Annotated in this window: 12 protein-coding genes and 1 pseudogene; 7 read left to right on the forward strand and 6 right to left on the reverse strand. The window is 58.5% G+C overall.

From position 1 onward, the window contains the following. Positions 1 to 50 precede the first annotated feature (50 nt). Positions 51 to 818 (reverse strand): DUF2076 domain-containing protein, encoded by a 768-nt coding sequence (locus M2305_RS02625; RefSeq protein ID WP_046899725.1) that lies wholly within the window; start codon positions 816 to 818, stop codon positions 51 to 53. A 575-nt stretch (positions 819 to 1,393) separates the two neighbouring features. Between M2305_RS02625 and M2305_RS02630 the strand changes: the two genes are divergently transcribed. The 5 genes and pseudogenes from M2305_RS02630 (at position 1,394) to M2305_RS02650 (ending at position 7,499) form a co-directional block, all read left to right on the forward strand. Further along, positions 1,394 to 2,272, forward strand: coding sequence for a glycine--tRNA ligase subunit alpha (locus M2305_RS02630; protein ID WP_046899728.1), 879 nt, complete (start codon positions 1,394 to 1,396; stop codon positions 2,270 to 2,272). After that, positions 2,265 to 4,319 carry a glycine--tRNA ligase subunit beta gene (glyS, locus tag M2305_RS02635; protein ID WP_264648496.1) on the forward strand — a complete coding sequence of 685 codons (2,055 nt, stop codon included), beginning with the start codon at positions 2,265 to 2,267 and terminating at the stop codon, positions 4,317 to 4,319. The genes M2305_RS02630 and glyS overlap by 8 nt, the downstream gene beginning before the upstream one ends. Before the next feature lie 544 nt (positions 4,320 to 4,863). Continuing rightward, positions 4,864 to 6,151: pseudogene (locus tag M2305_RS02640) on the forward strand (DNA/RNA helicase domain-containing protein); the annotation flags it as partial. 15 nt (positions 6,152 to 6,166) lie between these two features. Further along, positions 6,167 to 6,349 (forward strand): hypothetical protein, encoded by a 183-nt coding sequence (locus M2305_RS02645; protein WP_264648498.1) that lies wholly within the window; start codon positions 6,167 to 6,169, stop codon positions 6,347 to 6,349. A 109-nt stretch (positions 6,350 to 6,458) separates the two neighbouring features. Next, on the forward strand, positions 6,459 to 7,499 hold the full coding sequence (locus M2305_RS02650) for an L-idonate 5-dehydrogenase (RefSeq protein WP_264648499.1): 1,041 nt from the start codon (positions 6,459 to 6,461) through the stop codon (positions 7,497 to 7,499). 4 nt (positions 7,500 to 7,503) lie between these two features. On the opposite strand, the gene rodA is transcribed toward M2305_RS02650, so the two are convergent. The 5 genes from rodA to M2305_RS02675 all read right to left on the reverse strand — a co-directional run bounded on the left by rodA (position 7,504) and on the right by M2305_RS02675 (position 13,248). After that, complete coding sequence (gene rodA / locus M2305_RS02655; RefSeq protein ID WP_264648500.1) at positions 7,504 to 8,676, reverse strand: rod shape-determining protein RodA; 1,173 nt, start codon at positions 8,674 to 8,676, stop codon at positions 7,504 to 7,506. 11 nt (positions 8,677 to 8,687) lie between these two features. Next, positions 8,688 to 10,613: a penicillin-binding protein 2 gene (gene mrdA / locus M2305_RS02660; RefSeq protein WP_099210478.1), complete on the reverse strand. Its 1,926-nt coding sequence runs from the start codon at positions 10,611 to 10,613 to the stop codon at positions 8,688 to 8,690. Between the two features lie 65 nt (positions 10,614 to 10,678). After that, a complete protein-coding gene (locus M2305_RS02665) occupies positions 10,679 to 11,245 on the reverse strand; it encodes a hypothetical protein (protein ID WP_264648501.1) in 567 nt (188 codons plus the stop codon). Positions 11,246 to 11,249: 4 nt separating this feature from the next. Further along, positions 11,250 to 12,182 (reverse strand): rod shape-determining protein MreC, encoded by a 933-nt coding sequence (gene mreC, locus M2305_RS02670; RefSeq protein WP_046899734.1) that lies wholly within the window; start codon positions 12,180 to 12,182, stop codon positions 11,250 to 11,252. A gap of 16 nt (positions 12,183 to 12,198) precedes the next feature. Next, positions 12,199 to 13,248 carry a rod shape-determining protein gene (locus M2305_RS02675; protein ID WP_007283695.1) on the reverse strand — a complete coding sequence of 350 codons (1,050 nt, stop codon included), beginning with the start codon at positions 13,246 to 13,248 and terminating at the stop codon, positions 12,199 to 12,201. A gap of 304 nt (positions 13,249 to 13,552) precedes the next feature. Here M2305_RS02675 and M2305_RS02680 point away from each other — a divergent pair, with 304 nt between their 5' ends. Both M2305_RS02680 and M2305_RS02685 read left to right on the forward strand, forming a co-directional pair. Continuing rightward, the gene (locus tag M2305_RS02680; protein ID WP_046899876.1) at positions 13,553 to 13,810 is read left to right on the forward strand and encodes a hypothetical protein; all 258 of its coding nucleotides are present in this window, start codon (positions 13,553 to 13,555) and stop codon (positions 13,808 to 13,810) included. 45 nt (positions 13,811 to 13,855) lie between these two features. Beyond that, positions 13,856 to 14,320 carry a hypothetical protein gene (locus M2305_RS02685; protein WP_046899735.1) on the forward strand — a complete coding sequence of 155 codons (465 nt, stop codon included), beginning with the start codon at positions 13,856 to 13,858 and terminating at the stop codon, positions 14,318 to 14,320. Positions 14,321 to 14,324: the final 4 nt, after the last annotated feature.

Genomic DNA, 14,324 nt, shown 5'->3' on the forward strand with positions numbered 1-14,324 from the left:
CCGGCGGGTTTTCTGGATAGAAGCTCTATCAGTCATAACATGCTGCGCCTTTAGAACATGTCGTCGAAGCCACCACCGTCTCCGCCACCGCCGAAGTCTCCTCCGCCGCCGCCAAAATCGGAATCCGTGAAGCCGCCGCCTGCATCCGTGCCTGCACCGCCAAAAGGATCGGAGCCAGCATCACCATAGTTGTTGTTGATGATGGTTTCTCCGCCGCCACCAAAAGCACCGGCGTCCCCACCGGAATGATGATCGCTGAACAGACCTTCAAGCGCATTTGCTGCCATCATGCCGCCAGCCACACCCGCAGCCGTCGTCAGAGCGGAGCCGAGGAAGCCCGATCCACCACGTTGGAACATGCCAGGCTGATATCCTGGCGGATAACCATACTGCTGCTGCGGCTGGAAGTTTGGCGGAGGCATGGCGCCGCCTTGCGCTCCCCAGCCCGGAGGCGGAGCAGAAGCCTGCTGGCGGTTGTTGTTGCCACCGCCGAACAGACCGCCAAACAGTCCGCCACTTCCGGAAGGACGGCTCTGCTGAGCCTGCTGAAGCTGCTGCTGTGCTTGCTGAAGCTGAAATTCCAGCTGACGGATACGGTTCTGCGCCTGAGCAAGCGCTGCTTCCTGCACAACCGCCATCTGCGTCACGCGATAACGGGCTTCCGGATATTTCTGGAAGTTATCAGCAATGAAGCGATCAGCCTCAGGGTCGATCGGCGGAAGAGCTGGCATCTGCTGCTGGCTGAAGCCACCTCCCTGCTGCGCACCGCCAACACGGCCGATAAAGCGGGAAATGACTTCGCGTTCTTCGTTGTTCATCGTCTTTGATCCTTCCAGACGAAGAAGTTACGTTCTCCCCCATCATATGAGGCACCAGCGCTCAATCGACAAGGGATCGACCTGCAGCTCCATCAGGCCTGCTACTAAATTTAGACGTAACGCACCTGACTGCTTTTAAGGCTCACGACGACCTGCATATCATGCAGTCAAACACAGTGTCCGATCTTTAGTTTCATGCTTGGGCTACCCGGGCCTTTCCAGCCATTCCCGCGTCATAGCGATTCGTCCATTTGACGCGGACATCAGCAATGTCACGGCTGCATCCAGGGCGACAGCAAGCCACGTCGAATCATATGATGGCCGGAGCTTCGCCCTGAACGAAATTGCTGCGGATGTATATTCGACCTTCTCCACCTTTGCGGCTCAGACAGAAGACATGCCTCCGTGCTGAAAGTAGCAACCGAAATAAGCGCCAGCTCTGCCGGTAAAGCCGCGTTTGATAAGGCTGGCAGCGAATTTTCAACGATCTAGCAGTCCAATAACCCCGCTCACTTCCGGTTATGGACCTCAGGCTGTAAGGTAACCGCCAATTTTGCCAACCGGAGCCTATTGAATTGTCTGCGACCCGGCCGCTCAGCTTTCAGGACCTGATCCTGCGCCTTCATCAATTCTGGTCTGAAAAGGGCTGTGCTATCCTGCAGCCCTATGACACAGAAGTCGGAGCCGGAACGCTCTCCCCTCATACGACCCTGCGCGCTCTGGGCTCGAAGCCATGGGCTGCGGCCTATGTGCAGCCCTGCCGCCGCCCATCGGACGGTCGTTATGGCCAGAACCCGAACCGTCTCCAGCACTATTATCAGTATCAGGTGCTGCTGAAGCCAACCCCGGAAGAGAGCCAGAATCTGCTTCTGGAGAGCTATCGCGCCATCGGGATTGATCCCGAAAAGCACGATATCCGATTCGTGGAAGACGACTGGGAAAACCCGACGATCGGCGCCTGGGGTCTGGGTTGGGAAGTCTGGTGTGATGGCATGGAAGTCACGCAGTTCACCTATTTCCAGCAGGTCGGCGGTATTCCGACCGTCATGCCCTCCACCGAACTGACTTACGGTCTGGAACGGCTGGCCATGTATGTTCAGGGCGTTGAGAACGTTTATGACCTGGACTTCAACGGCAAAGGCCTGAAGTACGGGGACGTGTTCCTGCGTGCCGAGCGCGACTATTCCCGTCACAACTTCGAACTGGCCGACACGCAGATGCTGCTCACGCATTTCAACGATGCGGAAAAAGAGTCCATCCGTTTGGCGGAAGCTGGCGTCGCACAGCCTGCGTTCGATCAGTGCCTGAAGGCCTCCCATTATTTCAATCTTCTGGATGCCCGCGGCGTGATTTCCGTTTCTGAACGCGCATCCTATATCGGACGCGTCCGGACGCTGGCGAAAGCCTCCTGTGAAGCGTGGCTTGCTGGCGAGGAGGAGACGTCCAATGGCTGAACTGTTGCTTGAACTGTTCTGCGAGGAAATCCCGGCTGGCATGCAGCCCAAGGCTGCAAGCGAACTCGGCGCCCTTCTGACCAAAGCACTCGATGGCCTTAACCCGTCCGGTATTCAGACGTTCTACGGTACCCGCCGCATCGCGACCGTCCTGAACGTCGACGCCGAAATCCCGGCTCGTACCGTCTCCGAGCGTGGCCCCCGCGAAGGCGCACCGGAAAAGGCTCTTGAAGGCTTTACCCGCAAGCATGGCGTAACGGCTGACGAACTCACGCTGGAAAACGGCTTCTGGGTTCTCAACAAGCAGCTTGATCCCGTGAGCGCGGAAAGCCGCGTGGCTGAAGCTGTGCCAGACCTTCTGTGGAAGTTCCCCTGGGCCAAGTCCATGCGCTGGGGTGCTGGCTCGAACTTCTCGTGGGTGCGCCCGCTCCGTCGCATCACCTGCCTTCTTGATGGCAAGGTCGTTCCCTTCTCGCTCGCCCGCGATGGCGACGATGCTCATGGCCTGAAGTCTTCCAATCTGTCCGAAGGTCATCGCTTTCTGGCGCCCGGCGGGTTTGAAGTCCGTTCGGGAAATCAATGGCTGGAAGAGCTGGAAACACGCTCCGTCATCGTGGACGCGGACAAGCGCCGCGACATGATCCGTACCGGTGTTCACCGTCTGGCTGAACAGCAGGGCATTACGGTTGTGGAAGATGAAGGACTGGTCGATGAAGTCGCCGGTCTGGTCGAATACCCGGTTCCGCTGCTGGGCCGCATCGACGACGCATTCATGGACCTGCCCGCCGAAGTCATGCAGGTCTCGATGCGCATCAATCAGCGCTATTTCGCCCTGCGCAATGCAGACGGCAAAGCCGCGCCGTTCTTCGCCTTCGTCGCCAACCTGCCGTTCAAGGATGGCGGCAAGCTGACGATCGCCGGAAACGAGCGCGTTCTGCGTGCCCGTTTCGCCGATGCCCGCCACTTCTGGGATCTGGATCGCAAGACAAAGCTCGCGGACCGCGTGGCAGCCCTCGATGCCGTGACGTTCCATGCGAAGCTGGGAACGCAGGGCGAGCGCGCCAAGCGGATTTCCGATCTTGCAGGAACTGTCGCTGCGGCCATGGGCCTGAGCGGAGAGCAGATCGAACAGGCAAAGCGCGCAGGTCTGCTGTCTAAAGCCGACCTGACAACCGGCATGGTCGGCGAATTCCCCGAGCTTCAGGGCGTCATGGGCGGCTATTACGCAGCACATGATGGCGAAGGCGATGCTGTTTCGAAGGCTGTGGCCGAGCATTACATGCCACGCGGCCAGTCCGACGATACGGCAAAAGCGCCCGTCTCGGTTGCCGTGGCCCTTGCGGACCGCCTGGATCTGCTGTCTGGCTTCTTTGCCATTGGCGAGACACCAACCGGCTCGGGCGACCCGTACGGCCTGCGCCGCGCTGCACTGGGTGTGATCCGCACCATTCGTGACAACGGTCTGCGTCTGGATCTGACGGACCTCTTTGCCAAGGCGGCAAATGGTCGCACCGGCGGGGAACTCGCCAAGCTGCCCGACTTCATGGCAGACCGTCTGCGCGTTCAGCTCCGCAGCGAAGGCGAACGTCATGACGTTCTGGCCGCCACACTGGCAGGCGGTCTGGATGGCGATCTTGTGCGCCTTCTGGCCCGCACTTCGGCGCTGTCTGACATGATCCAGACGGAAGACGGCAAGAACCTTCTCGCCGCAGCCAAGCGCGCCGCTAACATTCTGCGCATCGAAGACAAGAAGGACGGTCCTCACAAGGGAACGCCGGATGCGTCTCTTTACGCGCAGGACGAAGAACGCGCTCTGGCAGACGGCCTGAACAGCGCTGTGCCTGCAATCGAGACAGCCCTGAAAGACGAGCGTTTCACCGATGCAATGCAGGCGATTGCAGCGTTGCGCCCGACATTGGACCGCTTTTTCGATGCTGTTACCGTCAACGCCCCGGAAGCCGACATTCGCGCCAACCGTCTGAAGCTTCTGGCGACTTTCCGCACGACCACAGCCCTGATCGCCGATTTCGGTCAGATCGAGGGCTGAACCTGATGGGAGCGTGGTGGTCCGGCCCAGTCGCCACGTTCCTCAACACGGACCCGGATCGCATTGGAGAGCGCCTCGCCCACGAAGCCGGGCGCAGGCGCTTCTCCAGCGAACCTCAACAACTCCGTGCCTGGGCGCCACCCAACTTGATCTTCTCCGCACCACGCTAACCGCCCTGCCGCAAACGGCAGGCTGGCAAATCCTGTTCGAATTCCCCATTCCCCGTCTGGGCGGCCGGATCGACACCGTCCTCATTTCCCCGGATGCGACGTTTGTTCTGGAATTCAAGGTTGGTGCGTCTCAATTCGACGCCGCGGCTCTCGCCCAGACCGAAGGTTACGCGCTGGACCTTCAGGACTTTCACGCGGGCAGCCGTCATCACCCGATCATCCCCATTCTGATTGCGACAGAAGCCGCACAACCGGCTCAAACATCGCCGCTCCTTTTAGGATCTGGCGTTACGCCAGTTCTGAAGTGCAATTCTCCGAACCTGACCGCGCTGTTGTCAGATATCGCACGCCGGACACTGCACTCCGTAGCGCCCATGCGACCGGAGGACTGGGAAGAGGCACCCTACAATCCCGTCCCAAGCATCGTCGAAGCGGCTCGCCTCATTTATTCCACGCACAGCGTCGCAGATATTCACACAGCGAGAGCAGACGCGACCAATCTGACCCTGACGTCTGAGCGTATTACGGAACTCCTTGAAGCCGCCCGGAGACAACACCGGAAAACAATCATTTTTGTCTCGGGCATTCCTGGCGCCGGGAAAACGCTTTGCGACCTGAAAGCTGCGTTCGGCACTGCGGAGCCCGACAACTCCGCGACATTCCTCACCGGAAACCCAACGCTCGTCCACGTTCTGCGTGAAGCCCTGACCCGTGACGCCGTGGCACAAGGTCAGAAACGCGCAGCCGTAGAACAGCGCATGGAATCCACAATTCAGTCCCTGACCAAATTCCGGGATTACTATGTTGGGCGCACCGCAGAGTGCCCGCCAGAACGGATCATGGTCATCGACGAAGCCCAGCGTTCGTGGAACGCCGATCAGGCTATTCGCAAAAGTGCACAGCGGCCTGTTCGCCTGACGCAGTCTGAACCTGCGCATCTCCTCGACATCATGCACCGGCATGACGGATTTGCCGCCATCATCTGCCTTATCGGACAAGGGCAGGAAATTCATGACGGTGAAGGCGGAATGGCCTGCTGGGGAGACGCTTTGGCGAGCCGGCCTGAATGGCAGATCCACGCATCACCGGATGTCGTCAGCTCCACTTCTAGCCTCACCACCCTGCCTCCGTCCTTGCCAGTTCAGAAAGAGCCCTCTCTGCACCTCACAGTGCCGGTTCGCTCCCTTCGGGACACTGCAACGCCTAAATGGGTGAATGCGGTACTGGAAGGCAATGTCTCTCTCGCGCGCCATATTGCGGAGAACGCCAGTCTTCCATTCCGCCTGACGCGAAGTCTTCCGGAGCTACGCAAAGCCCTACGGGGACGAGCCCGCCTGACCTATCGCTGTGGTCTGATTGCCAGCTCTCAAGCCAAACGATTACGTGCGGAAGGCCTCGGTGCAGAACTGGCTCACATGGACTCTAACGCAGTCGCGCAATGGTTTTTTGAACCGCTGGGTTCCAGACAAAGACGTCCGGGCTTCCGATGCGCTGGAAACCGTCGCCACTCAATTTGCCATCCAGGGTCTGGAACTGGATTTTGTCGGTCTTTGCTGGGATGGAGATCTCATCCGTACTGGGTATCCACAACGTTGGCAGCCCCGGCGCTTTAGCGGGACCACATGGCAGACCGTTAAATCCTCGGAAAAAGCCCTCTGGTCCCTCAATACCTATCGCGTGCTGCTGACCCGTGCGCGGTATGAGACCATCATTTGGGTGCCGGAAGGCAATCCCGATGATCCGACGCGCTGCCCTGACACACTGAATGGCATTGCTGACTTCCTTCTGGCGTGTGGCATTGCCCCCTTAAAAGGTGCGGAAACTCTTCAAACAGTCGACAGATGCCTTCTGGATGTATGAAGGAATAATCAGGCGACCCGCGTCTCCCAAACGTGACTGCCTTTAGCGCACAAGATCGGCCATATCTGAGTAACGTCATTCACGCTGCTCAGATGAAAGAGGCACAGCCATGCCCGGCATTTCCGCCCCTCAGACGACCGAAGCCCTGGTTATTCATGAAAAGGGTGATCTGCGTTTAGAGACTGTTACCGTCCCAGCACTCAAGGCGGGTCAGGTGCTAATACGTCCAGCCTGGGGTGGGATCTGCGGGTCGGACATGCATTATTTCCTGCATGGCGGGGCCGGAGCATCCGTTCTGCGAGAGCCGATGATTCTTGGCCACGAGGTTTCCGGAATTGTGGAAGCTGTCAGCCCGGACGAAACACGTTTCAGGATCGGGGACGCTGTCGCCATCCATCCGGCTCGCCCGTGTGGGCACTGCCCTGAATGCGAACGAGGCGCGAAGCACCTGTGCCGGAACATGCGCTTTTTTGGGAGTGCCGCGTTTCTTCCCCATACGGATGGCGGTTTCCGACGCGATATGGTCGTCGAAACATCCCAGCTTTATCCGCTGCCGTCAGGTCTGGATGTGAAGCGAGCCAGCCTTGCCGAACCTTTCTCGGTCGCGCTCCATGCCATCTCTCGCGCTGGCGATGTTAAGGACAAACGCATCCTGGTTCAGGGAGCAGGCCCGATTGGCGCCCTGATTATTGCCGGGCTTAAAGTAGCTGGGGCCGCGGAGATCATAGCAACCGATTTGCAAGACTTTGCACTGGATATCGCCGTCAAACTGGGGGCAACAGCCACAGTGAACACCGGCCGGGACAGCCACGACCAGGAATACGAAATCGTCTTTGAGGCCACAGGAGTCATACCTGCCCTCCCGACTGCAATCGCCAAGACACAGAAAGGCGGCATTCTCGTCCAGGTTGGGATTTTCCCACCGGGCGACGTGCCTGCTCCCTTAGGGCAGATTATTGCGCGCGAAATCGATTACCGAGGGACCTTCCGCTTCGATGAAGAGTTCGCAAAGGCCCTGAAGATCCTTGCAGATAATCCATGGATTGCGGATGGTCTCATCACCCACAGCTTTCCGCTCGCTCAGTACAAAGACGCTTTCGACGCCTCGCTGGACCGCAAAAGCTCATCCAAGGTTCTCTTGGAACTGTAAGGCATCAGTCGTCTTCGTCTTCAAAACCTGGGTCGCGCTCATTGCGATGGACCCAGGCCGACATCAGAAGCCCAAAGCCAAACATCATCGTCAGCATGGCGGAACCGCCATAGGAAATCAGCGGGAGCGGCACGCCACCAACCGGAATAGCACCCATCACCATCGACAGATTGACGGCACAATACAGGAAAAAATCCATTGCGATGCCGAGCCCGAGCAATCGCCCGAACTGATTGCGGCTCCGCATGGCAATGAGCATTCCTCCCAGTATGAGAGTGGTCAGCAATCCAATGACTGCGATGCCGCCTGCAAAACCCCATTCTTCGCCGATCATGGTGAAAATGAAGTCTGTCTGTTTTTCCGGAAGAAAGTTCAGCTGCCCCTGGCTGCCATGCAGATATCCTTCCCCCCACATTCCGCCCGAGCCAAGCGCAATCTTGGACTGGATGATGTTGTAGCCGGCCCCCAGAGGATCATGCTCCGGGTGCAGGAAGGTATCGATCCGGGCCTTCTGATAGTCATGCAAATGGCCGTAAATGAATTTCCCAAGGAACGGAATTGGCGCCACGAGAAGAACGATTTGCCATAGCCGCATGCCTGCAGCGAAAAACAGCGTTGCACCAATAACGCCAATAATCGTCGCAGTCCCGAGATTGGGCTCTTTGAGCACCAGCACGACCGGCAGAAGCGTCAAGATGGCAGGCATTATCAGGCGCAGCGGGTTCCCCATCCGCTCGTTACCAATCCGGTGAAACCACGTAGCAAGCATCAGGATCAGGCCAATTTTGGCGAACTCTGAAGGCTGGAACTGCATTCCTGCCAGATTGATCCAGCGTTCGGCCCCCTTACCCACATGCCCCATTCGCAGCACGAGCCCGAGCAGCAGAATGGACAACAAATAGACGGGAACGGCCATGATGCGCAGGATGCGTGGGCTGACCAGCGCCACTGCAATCATCATGACCAATCCAAAACCGAACCGAACCATTTGCGGCCCAGCGAAAGGTTTGGCTGATCCGCCACCGGCTGAATACAGCGCCACATACCCAACACCCGCCAGCAAACAGACCAGCAGTATATACAGCCAGTTGACCTGAAGCAGCCGGGCCATAGGGCGGAAATCTGGCTCAGCACGCAGGAGCCGTTTATCAGATTTCAGAAAGCCAAATGTATTCATGACACCGCCCCTCACCCTTGCTCCGGTTCTGCCTGCGCCACAGTCTGCCCTGGAGGCCTGGATTGATTGGATGGATCACGAAGCAAAGTGTCTGTCATGATCTGCTTGGCCAGTGGGGCGGCTTCGTCTGCGCCTGCATTGCCATGCTCCACCACGACCGAGACTGCATATCGGGGGTCATCATATGGGGCGAAACAAATGAACAGCGCATGAGGACGATACTCCCACGGCAAGCTCATGGAATTAAAGTGCCCAGACTCACGCAAAGCCCGGGACACGCGCCGCACCTGAGCTGACCCGGTTTTTCCCGCCATCTGGACATCGGGCAGATCCAAACGAGCTTTCGGGGCCGTACCACGCTGCTCATTCACGACCGCAAACATACCTGCGCGGACAACATTCAAATGTTCCTGCGGGATATCCACTGCCGGAGCGGCATCCAAAGAAGCCAGTCCGGAAATCTGGTCATTCGTTGCGCGGATCAGATGCGGTTGAACATTGCGACCTGAAGCAATCCGGGACACGTAGGTTGCAAGCGCCAAGGGTGTGACCTGCACAAAGCCCTGACCAATACCCGCATTCACCGTATCACCGCCATTCCAGTGAAAGCCGTGCTGCTGCCGCCATTCCGGCGTCGGGATGACACCTGCACGGACATGCGGCAGCTCAATATCGAGTTTCACACCCAGCCCCATGGCGTTCCCGACGGCCTTGATCGGGTCCATGCCACAGCGGCGGGCTACTTCGTAAAAATAAACGTCACAGGAAAATTTGAGGGCTTCACGCATGTTGATCATGCCGTGCCCCCACTTGTTCCAGCAGTGGAACCGCACGCCACCCATGTCGAAATAGCCGGGGCAATTGAAGCGGTCCTGCGGCGTCACGGCACCAGCTTTCAGGGCGCCCATCGCCACAGCGGGCTTGAAGGTGGACCCAGGCGGATACAGCCCGGAAACAGCCTTGTCTACGAGTGGCGTCCGCGGATCATTCGCCCACTCATTCCATTGGGCATGGCTGACACCGGAATCAAACAGGGAGGGATCGAAAGACGGCGTACTGACCATCGCCAGCACTTCACCATTCCGGCAGTCCATGACCACAGAGCTGGCGACGCGATCACCCAGCCGCTCTAAAACCTTTGACTGGAGGCCGACATCCAGAGTCAGGCGAACATCCTCTCCCTGCTGGCCTTCCACACGGTCAATCTCGCCAATCACACGCCCCAGCGCGTTGACTTCCATTTCAACAGACCCCGGATCTCCACGAAGAACCGATTCCTGCGTCTGCTCTATGCCAGCCCGTCCCACGCGCATTCCTGGCAAAGACAACGTCGTGTCCTTGGCCACATCGTCTTCATTCGGCGGAGCGACATAACCGACAATATGCGCCGTCAGGTCCTGAAATGGATAAAGTCGGGTGGACCCGACATCGACGAGAACACCCGGCAATGAAGGCGCATTCAGCTCAATCCGCGCCATGTCATCCCATGACAGGAATTCATGGAGCGTGACCGGAACATATTTATGAACATGCTTCAGATCACGCTCAATGCGTGCCCGATCATGCTCATCAAGCGGCACAATCTGTGCAAACCGTTCGATGACAGAGGCGATGTCCGTCGTTTCTTCCGGCATCAGAAGCGCGCGCCAGCTGACCTTGTTATCAGCAAGGGCCACACCAAAGCGGTCATGGACGGTTCCACGTGCGGGGGCCAGCAGACGCTTGCTTGTGCGGTTACGCTCTGCAAGCTGGCGGAGATGGTCGCCCTCAACGGTCTGAATATTATAAAGCCGTCGCCCCAAAGCCCCCAGAACACCTGCCTGAACCGCCATCACCACGAGGGCACGGCGCGTGAAGACGCCACGCCCTGAGCGAACAGGCGCATCCTGGCTTCGCGAGCGCAGCAGGGTCCGAAAAGGGCGTTTTCTGGAAAACATCAGGTCAGGCGTTCAAGTCCGGAAAAGAAAGCGGCGATTTGCGCGGAGAGCGCGAAAATGCGCCGTCAGGCCTGATCGGGATTGGCAAACGTGCGGCGGCCCCAGACAAACAGCGCGGTAAGACTGGGATAGATACCGATTGTTAGCGCAGCCTGAAAGAGGCCTGGTGCGGGCGATAATAGCGCAAATGCATGCAGACAGACGAGAGCCCACTGAAAAAAGGATGCCAGCGCCGCCAGAAAGCTGAAAATCAGCCAGCAGGCTACGAATCCCAAGCGGGACAACCCATAGCGCCAGTGATGGGCCACTCCGTAAATCACAAGCAGTGACAGAAGAATGGCACCCGGCGGACCAAAACTGAACAGTTCTAGGACGAGTCCGCACACAAAGACTGCCAGGGCCGGCATGGAACGTGGGCGACTAAACGCCCAGAACCAGACTGTACACATGCCGATGCCAAACTGAAGCTCTGCCTGCCCGGGAATTCCAAAAGGCGCAGACAGCAAAACCGCAACCAGAATGATAAACAGCGACGGCATGGCCGCACGAACAAACATGTCCAGCCGTCGGCGGAGCGTCTGTTTCGGCTCAACAGCAGAATGCAAATGGGGGGTGGAGTTTTCGGCAACCATCCGATTATTGCCCTCCCTTCCCCAGAGGTTCAGACATTCCCGGCAATTTGGGAAACGACAATCCACCCGGCAACGCAGGTTCTGAAGGAGGACGCCGGATCTTGACGCGCCCTGGCGCATCAGGGGCCTGGCCGCCGTCGTCACCGTAGTCAAAGACGCGCACGATATCCAGACGGCGCAAGTCAGCGTCCGGCATTACAACCGGCCGGTTGGGAGCGAGGTAATGAACCGTTCCAATCGGAAGGCCCGCAGGCATTGCGCTCTGCCCGCGCGTCTCCACACGTTCCCCTTCAATGGGATGGTGGTCCTGCGGGTAATAAATCAGTCGGGGTGTATCCGTGTCATCCCCGGCCATAATGGCATCTCCATGAGAGGCCGCCAGCGTGACAGGAATTCGGCTGGCATCATCATTGATGAGCAGAACACGAACCGTGTGAGGTCCAACCTCTGTGACACGCCCTAACAGCCCAGACGAATCCAACGCCACATCGCCCATATGAACCTGATGCCCGCTTCCAACATCCAGCAGAACAGCGCGTGAGTAAGGCCCGCCATCATCACGCGTAACGCGGCCGGTCACATACTGGGGGATACTTTCCGGAATCCAGTGAAGGCTATTCTTCAGGCGGCCATTTTCGGCTGCCAGAGCCACAGCAACATCATACCAGTGGCGCAGAGCGCGGTTCTCATCTCGTAGACGGGAATTCTCCCGTGCAAGATCCGTCGCACCCCGTAGATCCACAAGCCAGTCCCGCAGTTTGGCCTGGGGCAGCACAAGAGCCTGATAAGCAGGCGCCAGAATATCGGTGGCCTGCAGACGTGCCCCATCCACTACCGGCCGCCGAACCAGCCCAAGCAGGACCAGTGCCACTGCGAAGAGGATCAGGATCGGCAGAGTTGCTCGTGCGAACACCTGCCGAGTGTGGATGGAGAACACTGAACTGTGTCCTGGTTCAGTACATGCTGCTCAGAACACTGCGCAGACGGCGCATTTCTTCGAGCGCACGCCCCGTTCCCAGCGCGACGCACGACAGCGCATTCTCAGCCACGGTCACAGGAAGCCCCGTGTAGAGACGCAGAACCTCATCGAGGCGGTACAGGAGCGCACCACCGCCGGAGAGGACAATGCCCTTGTCCACGATATCGGCAGCCAGTTCAGGTGGCGTATTTTCCAGTGCTGTCGTCACGGCATCCACGATCTGCATGACCGGCTCTGCCAGACTTTCGGCAATCTGGGCCTGGCTGACCATCACTTCGCGCGGCACGCCGTTGATCAGGTCCCTGCCTTTGATCTCCGTGATGGGGCCATCCGGATTGGATGGATCATCCGGCATCATGGCGGCGCCAAGCTCGATCTTGATACGCTCGGCAGAGCTTTCACCCACGAGAAGATTATAGGTCTTCCGTATGTAGGAGATGATGGCCTCGTCCATCTTGTCTCCGCCTACGCGGGCAGAACGGGCATAGACAATGCCACCGAGCGAGATCACGGCCACTTCCGTCGTCCCGCCACCAATATCCACGATCATGCTGCCAGACGGTTCAGTGACTGGAAGGCCTGCGCCGATTGCGGCTGCCATCGGCTCTTCAATCAGCATAACCTTGCGGGCACCCGCGCTCTCGGCACTTTCCTGAATGGCCCGACGTTCAACAGCCGTTGCACCGGAAGGAACGCAGATGATGATCTGCGGACTCGCGAAAGCCCGACGGTTATGCACTTTACGAATGAAGTGCTTGATCATTTCTTCCGCGACTTCGAAGTCCGCAATGACGCCGTCCCGCAGCGGACGGATGGCGGTGATGTTGCCAGGCGTACGCCCGACCATCTGCTTGGCTTCGTTACCAACAGCCAGAACCTGCTTTTTGCCGCGCACTTCAGCGATGGCAACCACAGACGGCTCATCGAGCACGATGCCGCGGCCTTTAACGTAAACGAGCGTGTTGGCAGTGCCGAGGTCGATCGCCATGTCAGCAGACATGAGACCCAGCAGACGAGAAAACATCCAAAACTCCTGGCGCGGCTCTGTGCGGCAGACAGATTATATATCGTAAAGTGGGGCGGGCTCCCCGCGGGTGGACTTAACGATGCAAAGGCCGTTCAGCAAGGGTAACAGTTCGGATAATGTCATTCATGACGAACAACTTTTCATCACGCGACATCAGGACATGGAAAAAAATCTTTCCGCGCCTCAATCCTGCCACCCTTCAGTCACGTTCTCCACGTTACCACTACATGGTCTTATCCGACATTCCTTTCTGAAAGATGACTGGAGTTCGGAGAAACCAAACAGAACAGGACATAAAAACATGAACATCACCAAGACTCCTCGCCTGATCGCCGTCCTGACTCTTTGTGGCGCTGCCCTTGCTGGTTGCGGCAGCCCGTACGACAGTGGCGCCCGTGCAGGTTCTGGCGCGCTTGTAGGCGCAGGCGCCGGTGCAGCAATTGGTGCACTTGCTGGCGGTGGACGTGGCGCGGCTATCGGCGCACTTGCAGGTGGTGGTACAGGCGCTGCTGTTGGTGCGGCGACCACGCCAAGCCAGCGTTCACGGAACGGTTACTGAGCCTGACACCGGGCTTGGCGACCATGAACTCTAAGGATTTGTGACATGAGGTCCGTTATCGACCGCTCTGCTGTTCGGGGCGTGGCCCTGATTGGAGCTTTTGCGACCGTTCTTTCCCTCGGCGGGTGCCAGGGAAATTATGACCCAGGATCCCGTGCGCTCGGCGGTGGTCTCCTGGGTGGTGGTGCAGGCGCAGCCATCGGCGCACTTGCTGGCGGTGGTCGCGGTGCAGCGATTGGTGCACTTGCCGGTGGCGCCCTCGGCGCGACGACCGGTGCTGTTACCGCCCCTAATCGCCCCAGCTACCAGCAGGGTGGGTACCAGAATGGTTACCCCCAGCAGGGCGGTTACCCTCAGGGGTATCAGCAGCAGAACGGTCAGTACCCGACCTATCCGCAGCAGCAACAGCAGTATCAGTGCCCACCCAACACGAACTGCCAGAACCCGTACCCTCAGCAGCAGGGCTATAACAACGGCGGCTACCCTCAGCAGAGCAATTACGGCTACTGAGTTT

This window comes from Gluconobacter cerinus (assembly GCF_025961355.1).
Classification (GTDB): Bacteria; Pseudomonadota; Alphaproteobacteria; order Acetobacterales; family Acetobacteraceae; genus Gluconobacter; species Gluconobacter cerinus.

Coding starts and splice junctions, on each gene's coding strand:
- rodA (WP_264648500.1), bottom strand. CDS start 8,676: ATGAATACATTTGGCTTTCTGAAATCTGATAAACGGCTCCTGCGTGCT.
- M2305_RS02675 (WP_007283695.1), bottom strand. CDS start 13,248: ATGTTTTCTCGTCTGCTGGGTCTCATGTCTGCTGACATGGCGATCGAC.
- glyS (WP_264648496.1), top strand. CDS start 2,265: ATGGCTGAACTGTTGCTTGAACTGTTCTGCGAGGAAATCCCGGCTGGC.
- mrdA (WP_099210478.1), bottom strand. CDS start 10,613: ATGTTTTCCAGAAAACGCCCTTTTCGGACCCTGCTGCGCTCGCGAAGC.
- M2305_RS02680 (WP_046899876.1), top strand. CDS start 13,553: ATGAACATCACCAAGACTCCTCGCCTGATCGCCGTCCTGACTCTTTGT.
- M2305_RS02625 (WP_046899725.1), bottom strand. CDS start 818: ATGAACAACGAAGAACGCGAAGTCATTTCCCGCTTTATCGGCCGTGTT.
- M2305_RS02685 (WP_046899735.1), top strand. CDS start 13,856: ATGAGGTCCGTTATCGACCGCTCTGCTGTTCGGGGCGTGGCCCTGATT.
- M2305_RS02650 (WP_264648499.1), top strand. CDS start 6,459: ATGCCCGGCATTTCCGCCCCTCAGACGACCGAAGCCCTGGTTATTCAT.
- M2305_RS02665 (WP_264648501.1), bottom strand. CDS start 11,245: ATGGTTGCCGAAAACTCCACCCCCCATTTGCATTCTGCTGTTGAGCCG.